Consider the following 17,778-nt stretch of genomic DNA (forward strand, 5'->3'; position numbering starts at 1 on the left):
CTGCTCATAAAGAGCAGTTTTTTTATTTGGGAAATAATAAATTATTTCTCAACACCTGCTGGTTGACCTGCAAGTTTTGCATTTGCATAGTCCCAGTTTACTAAGCTTTCTAAGAAAGTTGCGATGTACTTAGGGCGTAAGTTACGGAAGTCGATGTAGTAAGCGTGTTCCCATACATCGATTGTTAATACTGCAACTTGGCCATGTGCAAGTGGAGTGTCTGCATTGGCAGTTTTAGTAATCGATAATTTACCGTTTACTTCATCAGCAACTAACCAAGCCCAACCTGAACCGAATTGAGTTGTTGCAGCAGCAGTGAATTCTTCTGCAAACTTTTCATAGCTACCAAAAGCTTCTTCAATTTTCGCTGCAATCGCGCCTGTAGGTTTACCACCACCATTTGGCTTCATGCTGTTCCAGTAGAACGTGTGGTTCCATACTTGCGCAGCATTGTTAAAGATACCCGCTTTAGATGCATCACCAGCAGACGCTTTGATGATTTCTTCTAAAGTTTTGCCTTCAAGGTCAGTACCTTTGATTAAGTTGTTTAAGTTAACAACATAAGTATTGTGGTGTTTGTCGTGATGGTATTCTAAAGTTTCGCGAGTGATATGTGGCGCTAAATCATCATAGCCATATGGAAGTGCAGGTAAAGTAATGGTTGTCATGTTTCATTCCTTGCAAATTTGCTGGGTTTTACATTTAAGTGCCTTTATTGTAAATGATTCTATAGACAATAGGGCAGTCTTTTAATACACAAAATATGCAAAAAATTTCGTTATGAGACATATACGATACAACAATGATTAGAGTTTTTAGCTCGTTTAGTGAACGCTCTAAAACACTCTAACCCGTTTTTTATGGAGATACTGAATCAGGCCGAGCTGATTCGAAAATTATTATACTTTTGCTTGTAACGCTTGGTGATAACGGCGATTGACCTCATTCCAATCCACCACATTATAAAATGCAGCAATATATTCAGGACGGCGGTTTTGGTATTTTAAATAATACGCATGTTCCCATACGTCTAGACCTAAAATAGGTGTATTGCCATGCATTAGTGGTGAGTCTTGGTTGCCACTACTTTCGACCACTAATTTGTGTTCAGGTGTCACACTCAGCCATGCCCAGCCACTACCAAAACGACTAATCGCTGCTTTGGTAAATGCATCTTTAAATGCATCGAAACCACCCAGTTGCTGATGAATGGCTTCAGCAATATCACCTGTTGGTTCACCACCTCCTTGTGGGCTCATGACTGTCCAAAACAGTGAATGATTGGCATGTCCGCCACCATTATTGATCACCATATTTTTAAGATCTGCTGGAACTTCATTCACTTTGGCGACTAGTTCCTCTACAGGGAGTTTTTCCCATTCTGTGCCTTCAATTGCGCCATTAATATTATTGATATAAGTCTGATGGTGTTTGCTATGATGAATTTCCATGGTTTTGGTATCAATGTTCGGTTCGAGTGCATCATATGCATAAGGAAGCGCAGGTAAAGAATAAGCCATGTGTTTGATTCCTTTTGTAATCAATGTGGTTTTATTACGATGAATTGAAGCGCCTTCATTATTCATTTAAAAGTAAATGAGAATCAATATCTTTTAATTTGCTTTTATCTATGCGAAATGGAGTAAAAAATAAATTTTATTTATCATTTGTTTGTTGGGTCTCGAATTGACTTGCCAATGAAAGAAAGGGGATGTGTTCAGAGTTAGGCTTTATAAGCCCAAAGATAAGGTAAAGATGCTGCGATGCTGGTGGTGCTAGCGCAAATCTTAAGTTGAAAATGGATCCATTTAAAAATTATGAAGAGAAGGAGTGCAAATAATTCCACTCCTTCATATGGTTGACTCGAACTAGATCGGATTATGGAGTTCGAAATATTCCGTTTTGATTGAGAACTGATTTGCAATGGCCTGTACTAAACGCTGTACACCATAACGTTCAGTTGCATGGTGACCACATGCAAAATAATGTACCCCAAGTTCTTTCGCTTCATAAAACGTACGTTCGCTAACTTCACCAGATATATAAGCATCACAATCTGCTTGAGCTGCTTTTGCAATAAAGTCTTGAGCACCGCCTGTGCAGAAGCCTACTTTTTTAATTGCAGTTTTATCACTTGGCAGATGAATCACATTAAAGTCAAAAATGCTCTGTAACTTTTCCTTAAATTGTTCTGGACTTAGCGGATTGTCTAAAGAGGCAATGTTGCCAATAGGATGCTTTTCACTTGGATCCAAAGCTTCCAAATCTTTTAAACCAATCAAATCGGCAATGGCGATGTTATTGCCCAAAGTTGGATGAGCATCCAAAGGCAAGTGATAAGCGATCAGGGAAATATTATTTTGGATGAGTTTCTTGATACGATTGCCGCGCATGCCTGTAATTGGGTAGGGTTCACCTTTCCAGAAATAACCATGATGGACCAGTAATGCATCGGCTTGTTGTGCAATCGCGGCATCAATTGCATCTTCAGACGCAGTGACAGCGCACACAATTTTATTTACCTCAAGCTTGCCTTCAATTTGTAAGCCGTTTGGTGCATAGTCTTTAAATTCATTTGCTTTTAAAGTTTGGTTACACCATTGCACAATATCATGCAAATTTGCCATGCGATTCCTCAAATGATTTACATCTTTTCTCAGGATCAATAAGAACATATTTTTAAATGTAACTAAAGCTAGACAAAACTTTTTTAACTTTTGCATTGATTTTAAGCAATTTACTTTACAATGGTGGAAACTTCCACTTCTTCAATAAATTACGTTCATAACATAATTTCGCCTAGAGGATTATAGACGTGCGCCGTGCATTTACATGGTTACCTTGGGTATTACTCATTCTTGTTATATTTAGTTTTCTGGCTTGGCAGAAATCACATCAACCGAAGCCGACGGTGGCTGCTGATGGCGTAAAAATGCCAGCAGAAAAGGTTGAGCCACTGATTGATACATCACGTACCGGTGGGGTGGTTTCCTATAGCGCTGCGGTCAAAGTGGCTGCGCCTGCTGTGGTGAATATTTTTACCACTCAGAAAGTTAAACAGATGAATCATCCATTACTGAATGATCCTGTATTTCGTGAGTTCTTTGGCAACCAAATGCCACAGCAACCTCAGAATGAAAACAGTCTGGGGTCGGGTGTAATTGTGCGTGCTGATGGTTATATCTTGACGAATAATCATGTGATTGCACAGGCTGAACATATTGTTGTGGCACTTCATGATGGTCGTCGTGCTGAAGCGACAGTGATTGGGACTGATCCAGATACCGATTTAGCTGTCATCAAAATTGAGTTAGACAAATTGCCAGTATTACCATTTAAGTTGAGTGGTAATGAAGTGGGTGATGTTGTGCTCGCAATTGGTAATCCATTTGGTGTCGGTCAAACGGTAACGCAAGGGATTATTTCTGCAACGGGTCGTTCTGACTTGGGGATTAATACCTATGAAGACTTTATTCAAACCGATGCGGCAATTAACCCGGGTAACTCTGGTGGTGCATTGATTGATGTTGCAGGTAATTTGATTGGGGTAAATACAGCAATCTTCTCTCAATCTGGTGGTTCGTTAGGGATTGGTTTTGCAATTCCCGCGAAGGTTTGTCAGCAAGTACTGAACTCAATTTTGAAAGATGGCCGTGTGGTACGTGGTTGGTTAGGCATTAGTTTAATTCCAAATAACTTGGATGAAGATGTGCTTGCGGCAAAACCAGTTGGTGTTACAGTTGCAGATGTATTACGTGGCGGACCATCTGATACTGCAGGAATTAAACGTGGTGACAAGATCATTCAAGTCAATAACGAGCAAATTTCTTCAGCATCACATTTAATTAATTATGTGGCATTGCAAGCACCAGAGAGTTTGATTGACGTAGTGATCGAACGTGAAGGAAAACAGCAAACGGTGCAAGTGAAAGTAGGTGAGCGTAAAGTGCAACAAAATGCGCAATCACAATATATTCCACTGCCTAAACGCCAACAACAGTAATGTCGTTTTGATGATAAATAAAGGCTGCCGATGAGCAGTCTTTATTTATTTTTAGACAATAAAAAAGCGTGTTGATTCATTTGATCAACACGCTTTTTGCATTTTATAGATTTTTTATTTTTCATTACAGCATCAAAATTTGATGATTTGATGACAGTTTTTTTATCTTAATATGACAAATAACAGTGATTGAAATATTTATTCAATGCGCACAAAAGGCTTGATTAAAGTATTCAAATAAATCTGGTGTTTGAAGCCAGATGGCAATTGAAAGACTGATCAGACAAAAAATAGAGATGACTAAGATCAGTTTAAAGTTTCGTTCAATACTCATCATGAATCACAGCCTCTTCATTGACGAACAGATGGATAACTACACCAAAGACACTCAGGATTAAACAGGTGAGCCAAATTAAATTATAGTTACCCGTTAAATCATGATTTACGCCACCTAGCCAACCGCCAAAGAATGAGCCGATTTGGTGGGTAAAGAACACGATACCACTGAGCATGGATAAATATTTGACTCCAAACATGTTGGCGACAATACCATTGGTGAGTGGAACTGTTGAAAGCCACAGTAATCCCATAATGATCCCAAAGCCATAAACGGTCAATGTACTCAGTGGTAGGAGTAGGAATGCAATAATTGCGATACCACGTAAACCATAGAGCAACATGAGCAGTTTTGGTTTTGAATATCGGTCACCTAACCAGCCTGCACCATAAGTTCCGACAATATTAAATAAGCCAACCAATGCTAAAAATATCGTGCCAGTTGTGGCATCAAAACCATGATCAATTAAATAACCAGGTAAGTGAACTCCTAAGAATACGACTTGGAAACCACACACTAAAAAGCCAAGTGATAACCACCAAAAAGGTTTGTGATTTTTAGCGATATTTAAGACTTGTTTAAAGCTTAAACTTGTTTGGTTTAGCGTTTTTGGCGCGGTAGCAGGAGGTGCTTTTAATAACCAAGCCAATGGCACAATGAAAGCAATTGCAAAGGCACTCACGAGTAATGCAGATGACCAGCCTATGTTTTTGAGTAAAAGCAAAGTCGATGGCAGCATGATAAATTGTCCAAATGAACCTGCTGCACTGGCAATCCCCATTGCCATACTGCGTTTCTCTGGTGGCGCAGCGCGACCAACAGCGGAGAGAAGAACAGTGAATGAGGTTGCTGACAAGGCCAGTCCAATAACCAGGCCTAAGCTCAGGTTAAGTAGGAGTCCCGTAGAGCTAAATGCCATAAGAACTAAGCCGATGGCATATAGCAAGCCGCCAGCCATAACTACTTTTTTAGTACCGTATTTATCTGCGATTGCGCCAGTAAATGGCTGTGCTGCTCCCCAAATCAGATTTTGCATGGCAATAGCAAAACTGAAAATATGGTGACCCCAGCCAAAACTATCGCTCATTGGAACAAGGTATAGACCAAAACCATGACGTACGCCTAATGAAAGTGCAAGAATAAGCGCACTTCCAATCAGCATCATAATCAAAGTTTTAGAGAAATTTGGATCTTGGTTGTTGTTCATACACTGTCCGTATTTATCATTTGCTATAGGGGGGCTTTCAGATGATGATTGAACGATATTAAAATAGATTACAACTATAATCTATAATAACGTGTATTGGGAATGCTAAAATACTTTCTATCTATAGATGATGAATTGCTGATTCTTTATTTTTATTGAGTTAAGAAGGTTTGCTTATGCCACGTGTGTCTAAAAAGTTAGCGATCGAAAACAGAAAGAATATTGAACATGCGACGTCACGATTGATACGGGAAAAGGGCTTTGCTGTAAGTGTTGCAGATTTAATGAAAGCTGCAGGCTTAACACACGGTGGATTTTACAAGCATTTTCAAAATAAGGATGAGTTGATTGATATCGCTTGCAAAGATATTTTCCAGCAATCGGTGGGAAAGTGGGAAGCCATCATAGATGAATCCGATAATGAGAAAACAGCACTGCATGATATTTTTAATGGTTATTTATCTGAGCGAAATTTGGAAAATCCTGGAGTAAGTTGCCCTCTATCTTCCTTAAGTAGCGATGTTGCAAGAGAGTCTAGTGAAAAACCAGTAAAACAGTCATTTCATCAAGGTGTGGAATCATTGCTTTCGATTTTGAGTTCACTTGATTCATTGAACCCAAAAGATCAAGAACGGATATCTGAGAATGCGGTTATCCAGTTGAGTCTGTTATCAGGCGCGCTCACACTAGCCCGCTCAGTAGACCATGAATTAGCATTAAAAATACTAGATACTGTTAAGCAGCATTTATTTGAGCAATATAAAGTATAAGGCTGAAATAGGTAAGCAGTAATTATGAAATCAAAAAAACAGAAACAACGTCTAGTTACTCCTGTTTTTTTTGTACCTTGATTAATTGAGTTGCTAAAATTTAAATTCTAGACCGAGTCCAACCACAGGTTGTTTATCCTTTTTATTTGCTTGCTCAAGGGTTAAATAGCCAGCATAGCCGTAGCTTTTCACTTGTTTATTGAAGGCATAGTCAGCACCAGCCATAATTTGCTTAGCTTTAAAGTCGGCAGCATTATTTTTAAAGCGTGTATCATTTTGGCTATATTGTGCTTTGAGTGCCCATTTTTTTGCATGGGGAAGCATATATTCAGCACCCACTAACCAGCCTTGAGCATCATCAATATTATTCGCCTTCGCTGCCCATTTGGTTGCTTCAGCAGGGTCTGCATAGGTAGTTTCTTCAACTTCCGAACGTTGGTATAAGGTTTTAATCGCTAAACCTTCAATTGGATTTAAACGACCAATTGCGCGAATTGTATTAGCTGCTGCAAAAGACTGGGCATCAGCCGTATAGGCTTGTCCTGTTGCAACATTGAGAAAGCCGCGGCCAGCAAATGTGCTTGGAATAGCCTTGTCATAACCAAGACCTACTACAAAAAGGGGATGTTCATACACTAGACTGGCAGACCACGCATCACCTAAGCCACGACCAGCGACTTTGGCACCACCACTGGATGTCTTGATGCCAGAGGATTCTCCACTTGCAAGCAGAGCATTAAGTTTTACTGAGCCATTCAGTAGATTGATTGCAGGAGATTCATATACAACAACATTGTCGATGCGGTTTTCTCCTGTAAAGATGCCACCGATATCCGCTTTATTTGCTACATAGTTATTGAAAATATCGACTGTGCTTGAAAGCTGTTTGACGGGCGTATCATGTTTCCCCACTTTGATGATACCGAGTTGACTGTCCTTTAAGCCAACGAAGCGATTACGCTGTGTCCAGTCATTACTATCGCCGTCAGCACTAAATCCCCATTCAATCGCATAAACTGAGCTTAGACGTTCAGTCAGTTTTTCATCACCTTTGACACCAACATATGAACTATTTGAGCTAATTTCCCACACATCTTTATTTGAGCTGTTGGCATTTTTTTCTGGTAAGTAATCGATGCTTGCATCAATTTCGCCATAAAGTGTAGGTGCTGCAAAAGTAGTAGTGGTTAAGCATCCAAGCATAGCGAAGCTAATAAGATTCAATTTCATATTGAGGCCCCTGAAAAATGGTGTTGATGTATTTAATTTGGAAATTGTGTGGGAGGGTTTATCCCACACAAAATGTGTTGTGATTAAGCGAGAGAGTTACGTTCTAATACAGCTTGCTCGAACAATTGTTGTTCTTTGGCTTTATGTTCGACAGAGAAGCGAATGAGGATGACACTGAATGCGGCTACGGTCACTAAAGCACCTAAAATCATTAGGCAGGTTTGTACATCTAGTAAACCTTTGAGTAAGAAGCCTGCAGCAACAGCACCAACATTACCGCCTGCACCGATGATACCAGCGACACCACCTAATGCATTGCGATCAATAAAAGGTACTAGCGCGTAAGTTGCGCCACAAGACATATGGGTAAAGAGAGCAAAAACGGTCATGCTGATAATTGCAAGTGCTACGGTATTCATCTGAGAAAAAAGTATGAGGAATAAGCCTTCACATAGGATCATGATAAACAATACTTTTGTGCGGCCATCTAAACCTTTTGATATTGCAACCTTATCTGAAAGATAACCTCCGAGTGCACGGGCAAATAGGGCAAGCAGACCGAAAATACCAGCAGTCAAACCTGCTTCTTTGAGCCCCATATTGAAGTGATCGACATAGTACATTGCAGCAATGTTATGAATGAAAATTTCAATACCAAAGCATGCGGCATAAGAGACAAATAGAATCCAAACACGGTAATTACGGGCTGCTTGCATCAAGATGGCAGCACCGCCTTTTTTGCCAGCACCAACTTCGATACCTTGCTCACGAAGCGCTTTAAAGTTTCCTTGTGGGCAGTCTTGGGTGAATTTCCAGTACAGCACACCTACGATTAGCATCATGATGCCTGGTACAAGTAATGCGATTCTCCAACCCATTGCTTGTTCTACACCAAACATGACGATTGCACCTAAGATAAGAGGCATAATTGCTTGGGTTGCACCACCTCCTGCATTTCCCCAGCCTGCCGAGGCTGCATTTGCTGTACCTACCACGTTTGGTGCAAACATCACGCTGGTATGGTATTGGGTAATCACAAAGCTCGCGCCAATTGCACCAATCAATAAGCGGAAGAATAAGAAGGATTCATAGGTATTTGCAGCAGCAACACCAAAAACAGGAATACTACCAAGCAGTAAAAGAGCAGTGTAGGTTTTGCGTGGGCCGTATTTATCACAGAGTGGGCCAACGATGAGTCGAATTAAAATGGTAATGGCAACTGCTGCAATGTTGATATTGGCAATTTGATCTTTGGTTAAATTGAATTCGCCTTTGATGACTGGCATAAGTGGTGCGCAGGCAAACCATGCGAAGAAACACACGAAGAATGCTAGCCATGTCATATGGAAAGCACGCATAGCAGGTGTTGAAAAACTAAATAATTTTATTTCGATGGCTTTTTTTGCATCAATATTCATTGGTGAAGACATAACTTTCTCCTGAACTGCACGTCATTTATTTTGCTTAGTCATTACGCTGCTTAAGTAAATCGAACAGAACGGACGTCGTTGGCCGTCATCAAATTGTTTTATGAATCGTCATTGATTCAATGTGTTTGATATATAGCAAGTGCCGTGCCAGAAAAATAAATTAACCAAATGAATAATTTAAAATGTTAATCATCAAGGTATTTATAAGGAGGATTAAGTGAACCCAAGGTATTGGTGTAAATGTGGGGTCGTAGATAGAGGGTGTCTATGTTAGACAATCTTCTGAAAATTGCGTTCTCGTGGTGCGTGATTTTTGATCATGCTGCTTTGAAAGATTGCACAATAAAAAAAGCAGCGAGTGCTGCTTTTTTTATGAAATAAAATTTAGAAGCGGTAACCGACACCTGCATAACCTAAAAGAGGGTTGATCTCGATATCTGTTTTTGCGCGAATTAGTTCCCCATATTTAGCATCATTCACTGTTATGGTTGCTTCTCCTGTAAGGTGTGCATACGAAACCGAACCAACTGCAAACCAACGATCGTTGAAATCATAAGTAAAACCAGCAGTGGCAACAGGTGCAAATGCATCTGAAGCCTCTAATTTAACTTTTGGATCACCAGAGCTGGTCTTTTGATCCAAAGCTGCACCTGCTTTACCATCTTTAATATTGACAATCATATGTCCAGCATTGATGAGATCATTTTCGATTGCGGAATTGATTTTCAACTCATTAAAATAAGCATACATGAGGCCTAATCCAACATAGGGTCTAAATTTATTTACACCTGTTTTACCGAAATGATATTGGAGTTCAAAAGCTGGCGTCCATGCTCTAGCTGTTGCTGCAGTACCATGTGCTTCTAGGTCAGTAATGAAAATTTGTTTTTCTAAATCAATTGAGGGTAGACCTATACCTCCAATAATAGGAAGTTCTATAGATGGATGTGCTGTAGCGGTTAATGGTGCATAAATTTGCCCTTTACCTTGAATATCAACTTTTGGAGGGATACCAGCCTTAATTTCAAGTGAAACATTATCTGTGAAAAAATAGTTGGTCATGATGCCTAAAGTCATTACATCATCTGCTTCTAATCCTGTACCTGGGTTATTCCATTCGTTTAGACCATAGATTTCGGCATTACCACTTAATGAACCAGGCAATGTTTCTTGTCCCAGCGTATCAAGAAAATCAATGAAAGCAGTTGATAAATTAGAATCCATATCTTTGGAAATGCTGCCTTTCACAGTTTTTATTGAAACATCCCCAACTTTAGATTGTTCTCCATTTGCGACAGCTGTATTAACTTTTACGGGTTGAGCTTTACCTGTCGGTTTTACATATAAAGCACCTACAGAAACAGAAAAGCGTTTAAAGCCATCTCCATCTTTTAGACTAAAATAAGGTGAGTCTGCGAAAGCAAGTGTGGGTAGGGCACATACGCCTGTAATCAGGCAAGCGAATGATTTCTTCATCATCGTGGGACTCCATGTCCAAAAAGTTTTTAGGATTTTTCTTGCGCCCACCATAACTCTTTTTTGCGTGTACTTTGTTTAGTTAAAATTTATAATTGTTATGCTTATGAAAAAATTTGTTTGATTTAAATAAATTGATGAAGGGATTGTGAAGAGATAAAAAAAGTCACCGAAGTGACTTTTTAAAAATAACTCAAAGATTATGAATTACATAAAGCGTGATAAATCTTCTTCAGGGCGAGCAGTTAAAACTTCGATCCCTGTTTGTGTTACTAAAATCGTATGTTCATATTGAGCAGATAACTTGTGATCTTTTGTGACAACCGTCCACTTATCACCTAAAAGTTTAGTCTGCCAAACACCTGCGTTTACCATTGGTTCAATAGTAAAGGTCATGCCAGCTTCTAAACGCATACCTGTACCTTTTTGACCATAATGTAAAACTTGTGGTTCGTCATGGAAAACATTGCCGATACCATGGCCGCAATATTCACGGACAACACTGAAACGCTCAGATTCAACATATTGCTGAATTGCATAGCCCACATCACCCAGATATGAACCATCTTTAACTGTTGCCATACCGCGATACATCGCTTCCTGAGCAACTGAGCATAAACGATTAGCAAGAATAGAGGTTTCACCACCGATGATGTACATCATGTTGGTATCACCGTGATAACCATCTTTAATCACTGTTACATCAATGTTAAGAATATCACCGTTCTTTAATGTTTTATTTTCAGATGGAATACCATGACAAACCACATGGTTGACCGAAGTACAAATAGAATGTTGAAAAGCAGGGCGGCCTGGTGCGGCACCATAACCTACACAGGCAGGAATCGCTTGTTGAACATTTTCAATATGATTGCGACAGATTGTATCGAGTTCTAGTGTGCTCACACCCGCTTTAATATGCGGTTTAATCATGTCTAGAACTTCAGCCGCCAATTTCCCAGCAACACGCATCTTTTCAATTTCTTCAGGTGTTTTGATTAATCGGCGTGGGGCTGTATAAGTTGTATTCATGATCTCTAAAAACTTTTGGTAATTTGCAAGTGTCTATGGTATAAATAGCCGCCTATTTTATCAAATGCTTTTCGTGAATATATTTTACGAAAATATCTGATAACAATAGTCGTAAAAAATCCGCACATATATCGACACATTACTCTGGGTGCCTAGCAATAGGTGGAGAATGCGGATATATGGAGGCCTAACCCAAACTTTAAGGTAAAGAAAATGGCAGATTACAACGTAAGCATGCGCGACCTTCTTCAAGCAGGCGCACACTTTGGTCACCAAACTCGTTTCTGGAACCCAAAAATGCGTCAATACATTTTTGGCGCGCGTAACAAAATTCACATCATCAACCTTGAGCACACTGTTCCTGCGTTAAATGATGCTTTGAACTTTGTTAACAATCTTGCAAGCAAAAAGAACAAAGTATTGTTCGTTGGTACTAAACGTGCTGCTTCTAACATCATCCGTGAACAAGCTCAACGCGCTGGTCAACCATATGTAGATCACCGTTGGTTAGGTGGTATGTTGACGAACTGGAAAACACTTCGCCAATCTATCAACCGTTTAAAAGACCTTCAAACTCAATCTCAAGACGGTACTTTTGCTAAGCTTACTAAACGTGAAGCTTTAGAGCGTACTCGTGAGATGGAAAAACTTGAACGTGCTTTAGGCGGCGTTAAGAACATGGGTGGTTTACCTGACGCATTATTTGTAATCGACGTTGATCACGAAGCGATTGCAATCAAAGAAGCGAAAAACTTAGGTATTCCTGTAATCGGTATCGTTGATACAAACTCTAACCCAGACAACGTTGATTACGTTATTCCGGGTAACGACGATGCGATTCGTGCAGTAACTTTGTATGCTTCAGCTATGGCTGATGCGATTCTTGCTGGTAAAGAATACGCTCAATCACAAGCTAATGCACAAGCAAAAGGCGACGATGCTGCGAAAGACGCATCTGAGGCTTAATGCGTTTTGACGCAAGCTTGTCATTTTTGCGACATGTAATGGTGGCAAATTAAAGCGTCGAGAGTGCAAACGGCCCAGAGTTTCTTTGGGCCGTTTTTGTTGAACAGATTTATTTTCTACCGATTTTAGGAGATCAACATGACTGCAGTTACTGCGAGCATGGTAAAAGAATTACGTGACCGTACTGGTCTTGCAATGATGGAATGCAAAAAAGCATTAACAGAAGCAGGCGGTGACATCGAACTTGCGATTGATAACCTTCGTAAATCAGGTCAAGCAAAAGCTGCTAAAAAAGCAGGTAACATTGCTGCTGATGGTGCGATCACTATTATTCAAAACGGTAACAAAGCAATCCTTGTTGAAGTTAACTGTCAAACTGACTTCGTTGCTAAAGACGAAAACTTCAAAAACTTCTCTGATAAAGTTGCTACTGCTGCACTTGCTGCAAATGAAACTGATGCTGCGAAAATTGCTGAACTTAAGCTTGAAGACGGCGCGACTGTAGAAGAAGCTCGTGTTGCACTTGTTCAAAAAATCGGTGAGAACATTCAAGTTCGTCGTGCTCAAATCGTTGAAGGCGAAAACTTGGCTGTTTACAAACACGGTTTAAAAATCGGTGTTGTTGTTTCTTACACAGGTGATGCTGACACTGGTAAAGGTATTGCAATGCACGTTGCTGCGTTCAACCCAGTTGCTGTAAATGCTGAAGCTGTTCCAGCTGACTTGATCGCTAAAGAGAAGGAAATTGCTGAAGCGAAAGCTTTAGAATCTGGTAAGCCTGCGAACATCGTTGAGAAAATGGTTACTGGTTCAGTTGAAAAATACTTGAACGAAGTTGCTCTTGATCGTCAAATGTATGTGATCGACAACGACAAGAAAGTTGCTGACGTATTAAAAGCGACTGGTACTGTTGTAGCTCAATTCACTCGTTTCGAAGTGGGTGAAGGTATTGAGAAGAAAGCTGAAATGAGCTTTGCAGAAGAAGTTGCTGCTGCTCAAGCTGCTGCGAAGTAATTCGTATCTTCTAAAAAAACCCAGTCATTATGACTGGGTTTTTTATTGGCTGCTGAAATCTCATTGTGATTTATAGATTTTTAAGACATCACTGATTATTCAGCTTCTTTTTTTAGCTCGTATTTCTCGGCTAATTCGCCTGTGATCTCTTTGCCTTCAGTATCTAAAGCTTTTAAATAGCCTTCAGCAACAAAGTATTTACGGCCATCGCCAGCTTTGTCTAACTCAATAATTGAGGTGTTTTGGCTATCGAATTTAAAGCTACCTTTGCTTTCAAACGCTTTACCATCACCTTTGCCCAAATAAGTCTCTTTTAACTCAAATGTTTTATCTTGGTTGAGTTCAAGCTCGGTTTTGATCCCTTCGCAATCTGCACATGGAAGTACACCTGTATATGTACCATTCCAGTCTAATGAGTTTTCTGCGGTATGCGCGCTATCTACGACTTCAGAGGTCGCTTCTGTGGTAGTTGCTGGAGGCGTTTGCTCATCTGTTTTTGGGGTTTCTGCTTTATTACATGCCACTAAAAAAATAGATGCCAAAGAAATTGCGATTAGTGATTTTTTCATCTTAGATATAACCTCGTGAAAACAGTAATATCTAAGTTATGAAATTTAAAGAAGAAATGGTAGTAAGGGAATGTAAGGGTTGTTTAACCTTTGGTAAAGCAAGACAAGTTAACCTTGTCTTGCTTTGAAGCGAGGGTTGGATTTGCAGATGACAAATAACTTGCCGCGACGTTTTACAATCTGGCAATCAGCACTGCGACGCTTTGCACTTTTAAGAGATGAGCAGACTTTCATTTTGGGTCTCCATGAATAAATGTTATGTTATAATATTTCATTTATCTGAGTGTGTAAAGTTAGTATTTGGTAGGGGGTGGGTGTTGATAATAAAAAAAGCCCTCATCTTTCGATGAGGGCTTTTTTGAATCTGGAGCGGGAAAGGAGACTCGAACTCCCGACCCCAACCTTGGCAAGGTTATGCTCTACCAACTGAGCTATTCCCGCAATAGGACGCATTATAGAGAGTTTCATTCAAGTGTCAACTCTTTATAATGCTGAGTGTTTAATTAATCAGCACGTCGCCAGATTGTTCCTTGGCGTGTATCTTCCAAAACCACACCTTGATCCAATAAAGACTGGCGAATACCATCAGCTTGAGCAAAGTCTTTGGCTTTTTTCGCATCAACACGCTGTTGAATAAAACTTTCAATTTCAGCATCGGACAGGGTAAGTGCTTCCTGACCAATATCTGATTTGAGGAAGTCATCAACATCATGCTGAACCAAGCCAAGAATGTCAGTTAAATGGCGTAGGGTAGAGTAAAGAAGCGTGGCTTGTTCAGCTTGTTCTTCTTTTACTGCACGGTTCAGTTCTTTATTCAGTTCAAAAAGTACCGCCATTGCTTCAGCAGTATTAAAGTCATCACACATGGCATTGTTAAAACGTTTAACAAAGCCTTGTTCTAGGGTATCAACAGTTGTTTGACCATAGACTTGTTGATAGGCTTTAAATGAATGATAAAAACGGCTTAGCGCAGTTTTTGCTTCTTTTAATGCCACATCAGAGAAGTTAACCGGGCTGCGGTAATGTGAAGACACAATGAAGTAGCGAATCACTTCGGGATGGAATTTCTCCATCACATCGCGAATGGTAAAGAAGTTGCCTAAAGATTTAGACATTTTCTCGCCATCAACATTGATGAAACCAACATGCATCCAATAATTGACATATTGTTCGCCCGTTGATGCTTCACTTTGTGCGATTTCATTTTCATGATGCGGGAACATCAGATCTGAACCACCCCCATGAATATCGAAATGGTTGCCTAGGCAGCAAGTCGACATTGCAGAGCATTCAATATGCCAACCTGGACGGCCATTGCCCCAAGGTGATGCCCAAGCAGGTTCATTCTCTTTGGCATGTTTCCAAAGAACAAAGTCAAATGGATGTTTCTTTTCAACTTCAACATCAACGCGTTCTGAAGCGCCTGCTTGCATGTCATCTAATTTACGACCAGATAGGCGGCCATATTTATCGAATTTGGTCACTTCAAAATAGACATCGCCATTGGCAGAAGGGTAAGCAGCGCCTTTATCAACGAGTGTAGTGATCATATTTTGCATTTGATCAATATATTCAGTTGCTTTTGGTGCTTCATCTGGTGCAGCGCAGCCTAGGTTTGTTGCATCTTCGTTCATTGCATCAATAAAGCGTGCAGTGAGCTGTTGAATGCTTTCACCATTTTCATTGGCGCGGGCAATGATCTTGTCATCGATGTCGGTAATGTTGCGAATGTAGCGAACTTTCCAGCCTTGGCTACGTAAGAAGCGAATGATGTAGTCAAATGCAACCATAACCCGAGCGTGCCCGATATGACAGTAGTCATAAACTGTCATACCACAGACATACATATCGATTTGACCTTCTTTGCGTGGGACAAATTCAACTTTTTTACGTTGCTCAGAATTATATAGAACAAAAGGTTGCATAAGGGTTTTCAAACACTCTACAAAAATCGTTATTCATCATAACGTATGCACCATATTTCATAAAGTTGTCAGTAGAAAAAAGATGGCTTTGGTAGGCAATATTTTCTTTATTCAAAACGTAATTTGCTGGTCGCCCTATGCTGGGCTTTTTTTGCAAAATAATAATAAATCATCGCTGTTGCCAAAATACCGATCAACCAAGAGATATCGACACCACCTAGTTCTTTGGCGATTGTGCCCGTAAAAAATTTACTATGAATAAAGGGGAGTTGTAGTAAAACACCCATCACATAGCAGCCAATCCCAATACTATTCCAACGTCCATACTTTCCGTTCGGATCGTATAGTGCGGCTACATCACATTCTTCTTTAGAGATGAAATAGTAGTCTACGAGGTTAATTGCACTCCAAGGAATGAAGAAGGTAAGTAGGAATAGAATGAATGCTTTAAAGCTGTTTAAGAATGTATGTTCACCAAGAACTGCAATCATGGTAGAGATAGCAACCATACTCAGAACGATACATAACCGGGTTAGTTTGGAAATTTGATAGTTCGGTTTGAAGCTATTCCAAATGGTCGCAATACACATGAAACAACCGTAGGCGTTGAGCGTTGATAGAGTGACTTTGCCAAATGCGATGCTGAAATATAAAAAAGTAATCACCAATGCAACGGCATTCATACCTACGACATATTGCACTTCATTTCCGACAAAGCCGCCTTGTGAAATTTGTGCAATCAATACACCCAAGGTCATGGAAATTTGCGAACTGAGGAGGGAACCTAAACCGACAGCCAGAAAGACACGGGTGGAGGAGGTGTTTGATGGTAGGTATCTGGAATAATCTGCAACATAAGGACCGAATGAAATTTGCCAAGAGGCCGAAAGCGAAATTGCCAATAAAAATGATGGCCAGCTAAATTTTTGAACTGCGATTAAGGCTGAGAAGTTTGAATGAGTCAAAATTTGGCTCAAAATAATCATAAAAGCAATAATGCCAATAATACTTGCAACTTTTCCGACCCAGTGAATTAAGCGATAACCAATGGTTGCAAAGATCACAATAAAAGATGCGTAAATTAAAATACCTATTGTGCTGCTGACATTGATCAATTGTGCGATGGCTTTACCCGCCAAAACCTCTCCTGTAGCCGTGAATCCTATATACATCAGACAAACCAATAGAATTGGGATGCAAGCACCATACACCCCAAATTGAACACGGCTTGAAATCATTTGCGGAAGGCCAAGCTTTGGACCCTGTGCTGCGTGTAAAGCCATTACAATGGCACCGAAGCACTGCCCAATAAACAAGCCAATAATTGACCAAAATACATCGCCACCGAGCACAACTGCCAAAGCGCCAGTCACAATTGCTGTTATTTGCAGGTTAGCGCCAAACCACAAGGTAAATTGACCAAATACACTGCCATGTCTTTCATGTTCTGGAATGAAATCAATACTACGGTTTTCAATAAATTGGTGCTTTTCTTTCTCATCCAGTGAGCTCATCTTTTACTCCTTGTCCATGAAGTATTGATTGTTATTAAAAAATCCTGATTCTGTTTAGGTGTGGTTATGTATAGTCTAATCTGTATATGTATATACAACCCATCCTAAATTCAATCAAATTTATTTGTGTTAAGAAAGGTAAGCCTTACGTCCATGATTAAGTCGTAGATTTTGTACAGATGAGAAAGGTCGAAACTCTACATTTAATACTTATTTGCTATGCGCTATAACACTTCGAAAGCTCTCCATTTTTCATGAAAACTTATACATTTAGAAACGTGTATCATGTGCAAATATGCTAGAAT

General features: G+C 39.9%; 16 protein-coding genes and 1 tRNA gene. 4 read left to right on the top strand and 13 right to left on the bottom strand.

The features are described 5' to 3' along the window. Window positions 1-41: 41 nt before the first annotated feature. The 3 genes from GBI66_RS12045 to GBI66_RS12055 form a co-directional block, all read right to left on the bottom strand. The gene (locus GBI66_RS12045) at window positions 42-668 is read right to left on the bottom strand and encodes a superoxide dismutase (protein WP_004652711.1); all 627 of its coding nucleotides are present in this window, start codon (window positions 666-668) and stop codon (window positions 42-44) included. A gap of 231 nt (window positions 669-899) precedes the next feature. Continuing rightward, on the bottom strand, window positions 900-1,520 hold the full coding sequence (locus GBI66_RS12050) for a superoxide dismutase (RefSeq protein WP_151716261.1): 621 nt from the start codon (window positions 1,518-1,520) through the stop codon (window positions 900-902). A gap of 348 nt (window positions 1,521-1,868) precedes the next feature. After that, entirely contained in the window at window positions 1,869-2,627 is a 759-nt protein-coding gene (locus GBI66_RS12055; protein ID WP_151716262.1) for a Nif3-like dinuclear metal center hexameric protein, read from the bottom strand. Window positions 2,628-2,815: 188 nt separating this feature from the next. On the opposite strand from GBI66_RS12055, the gene GBI66_RS12060 reads away from it, so the two are divergent. Then, window positions 2,816-4,003, top strand: a complete 1,188-nt coding sequence (locus GBI66_RS12060; protein WP_005183715.1) for a trypsin-like peptidase domain-containing protein — start codon at window positions 2,816-2,818, stop codon at window positions 4,001-4,003. Window positions 4,004-4,326: 323 nt separating this feature from the next. Here the strand turns inward: GBI66_RS12060 and GBI66_RS12065 are convergent, their stop codons facing one another. Further along, window positions 4,327-5,547, bottom strand: coding sequence for an MFS transporter (locus GBI66_RS12065; RefSeq protein WP_151716263.1), 1,221 nt, complete (start codon window positions 5,545-5,547; stop codon window positions 4,327-4,329). Between the two features lie 176 nt (window positions 5,548-5,723). On the opposite strand from GBI66_RS12065, the gene GBI66_RS12070 reads away from it, so the two are divergent. Then, window positions 5,724-6,317, top strand: a complete 594-nt coding sequence (locus GBI66_RS12070) for a TetR/AcrR family transcriptional regulator (protein WP_151716264.1) — start codon at window positions 5,724-5,726, stop codon at window positions 6,315-6,317. Between the two features lie 93 nt (window positions 6,318-6,410). Here GBI66_RS12070 and GBI66_RS12075 read toward each other — a convergent pair whose 3' ends face one another. The 4 genes from GBI66_RS12075 to map all read right to left on the bottom strand — a co-directional run bounded on the left by GBI66_RS12075 (window position 6,411) and on the right by map (window position 11,485). Continuing rightward, window positions 6,411-7,547, bottom strand: coding sequence for a porin (locus tag GBI66_RS12075; protein ID WP_151716265.1), 1,137 nt, complete (start codon window positions 7,545-7,547; stop codon window positions 6,411-6,413). 83 nt (window positions 7,548-7,630) lie between these two features. Beyond that, window positions 7,631-8,977 carry an MFS transporter gene (locus tag GBI66_RS12080; RefSeq protein WP_151716266.1) on the bottom strand — a complete coding sequence of 449 codons (1,347 nt, stop codon included), beginning with the start codon at window positions 8,975-8,977 and terminating at the stop codon, window positions 7,631-7,633. A gap of 384 nt (window positions 8,978-9,361) precedes the next feature. Further along, window positions 9,362-10,456 carry an OmpW family protein gene (locus GBI66_RS12085; RefSeq protein WP_151716267.1) on the bottom strand — a complete coding sequence of 365 codons (1,095 nt, stop codon included), beginning with the start codon at window positions 10,454-10,456 and terminating at the stop codon, window positions 9,362-9,364. A gap of 204 nt (window positions 10,457-10,660) precedes the next feature. After that, window positions 10,661-11,485 (bottom strand): type I methionyl aminopeptidase, encoded by an 825-nt coding sequence (gene map, locus GBI66_RS12090; RefSeq protein WP_005183693.1) that lies wholly within the window; start codon window positions 11,483-11,485, stop codon window positions 10,661-10,663. A 213-nt stretch (window positions 11,486-11,698) separates the two neighbouring features. Between map and rpsB the strand changes: the two genes are divergently transcribed. Both rpsB and tsf read left to right on the top strand, forming a co-directional pair. Next, window positions 11,699-12,451 carry a 30S ribosomal protein S2 gene (gene rpsB, locus GBI66_RS12095; RefSeq protein ID WP_004652723.1) on the top strand — a complete coding sequence of 251 codons (753 nt, stop codon included), beginning with the start codon at window positions 11,699-11,701 and terminating at the stop codon, window positions 12,449-12,451. A 138-nt stretch (window positions 12,452-12,589) separates the two neighbouring features. After that, on the top strand, window positions 12,590-13,465 hold the full coding sequence (gene tsf, locus GBI66_RS12100; protein WP_005183689.1) for a translation elongation factor Ts: 876 nt from the start codon (window positions 12,590-12,592) through the stop codon (window positions 13,463-13,465). A 95-nt stretch (window positions 13,466-13,560) separates the two neighbouring features. Here the strand turns inward: tsf and GBI66_RS12105 are convergent, their stop codons facing one another. From GBI66_RS12105 to GBI66_RS12125, 5 genes are all read right to left on the bottom strand, one after another. Further along, complete coding sequence (locus GBI66_RS12105; protein ID WP_151716268.1) at window positions 13,561-14,034, bottom strand: copper resistance protein NlpE; 474 nt, start codon at window positions 14,032-14,034, stop codon at window positions 13,561-13,563. Between the two features lie 108 nt (window positions 14,035-14,142). Then, a complete protein-coding gene (ykgO, locus tag GBI66_RS12110) occupies window positions 14,143-14,268 on the bottom strand; it encodes a type B 50S ribosomal protein L36 (protein WP_005231541.1) in 126 nt (41 codons plus the stop codon). 131 nt (window positions 14,269-14,399) lie between these two features. Continuing rightward, a tRNA-Gly gene (locus tag GBI66_RS12115) sits at window positions 14,400-14,475 on the bottom strand. Between the two features lie 62 nt (window positions 14,476-14,537). Beyond that, entirely contained in the window at window positions 14,538-15,959 is a 1,422-nt protein-coding gene (cysS, locus tag GBI66_RS12120) for a cysteine--tRNA ligase (protein WP_151716269.1), read from the bottom strand. A 107-nt stretch (window positions 15,960-16,066) separates the two neighbouring features. Next, window positions 16,067-17,473, bottom strand: coding sequence for a cytosine permease (locus tag GBI66_RS12125; protein WP_151716270.1), 1,407 nt, complete (start codon window positions 17,471-17,473; stop codon window positions 16,067-16,069). Between the last annotated feature and the right edge of the window lie 305 nt (window positions 17,474-17,778).

Source organism: Acinetobacter sp. TUM15071, from assembly GCF_008980925.1.
Lineage (GTDB): Bacteria > Pseudomonadota > Gammaproteobacteria > Pseudomonadales > Moraxellaceae > Acinetobacter > Acinetobacter dispersus.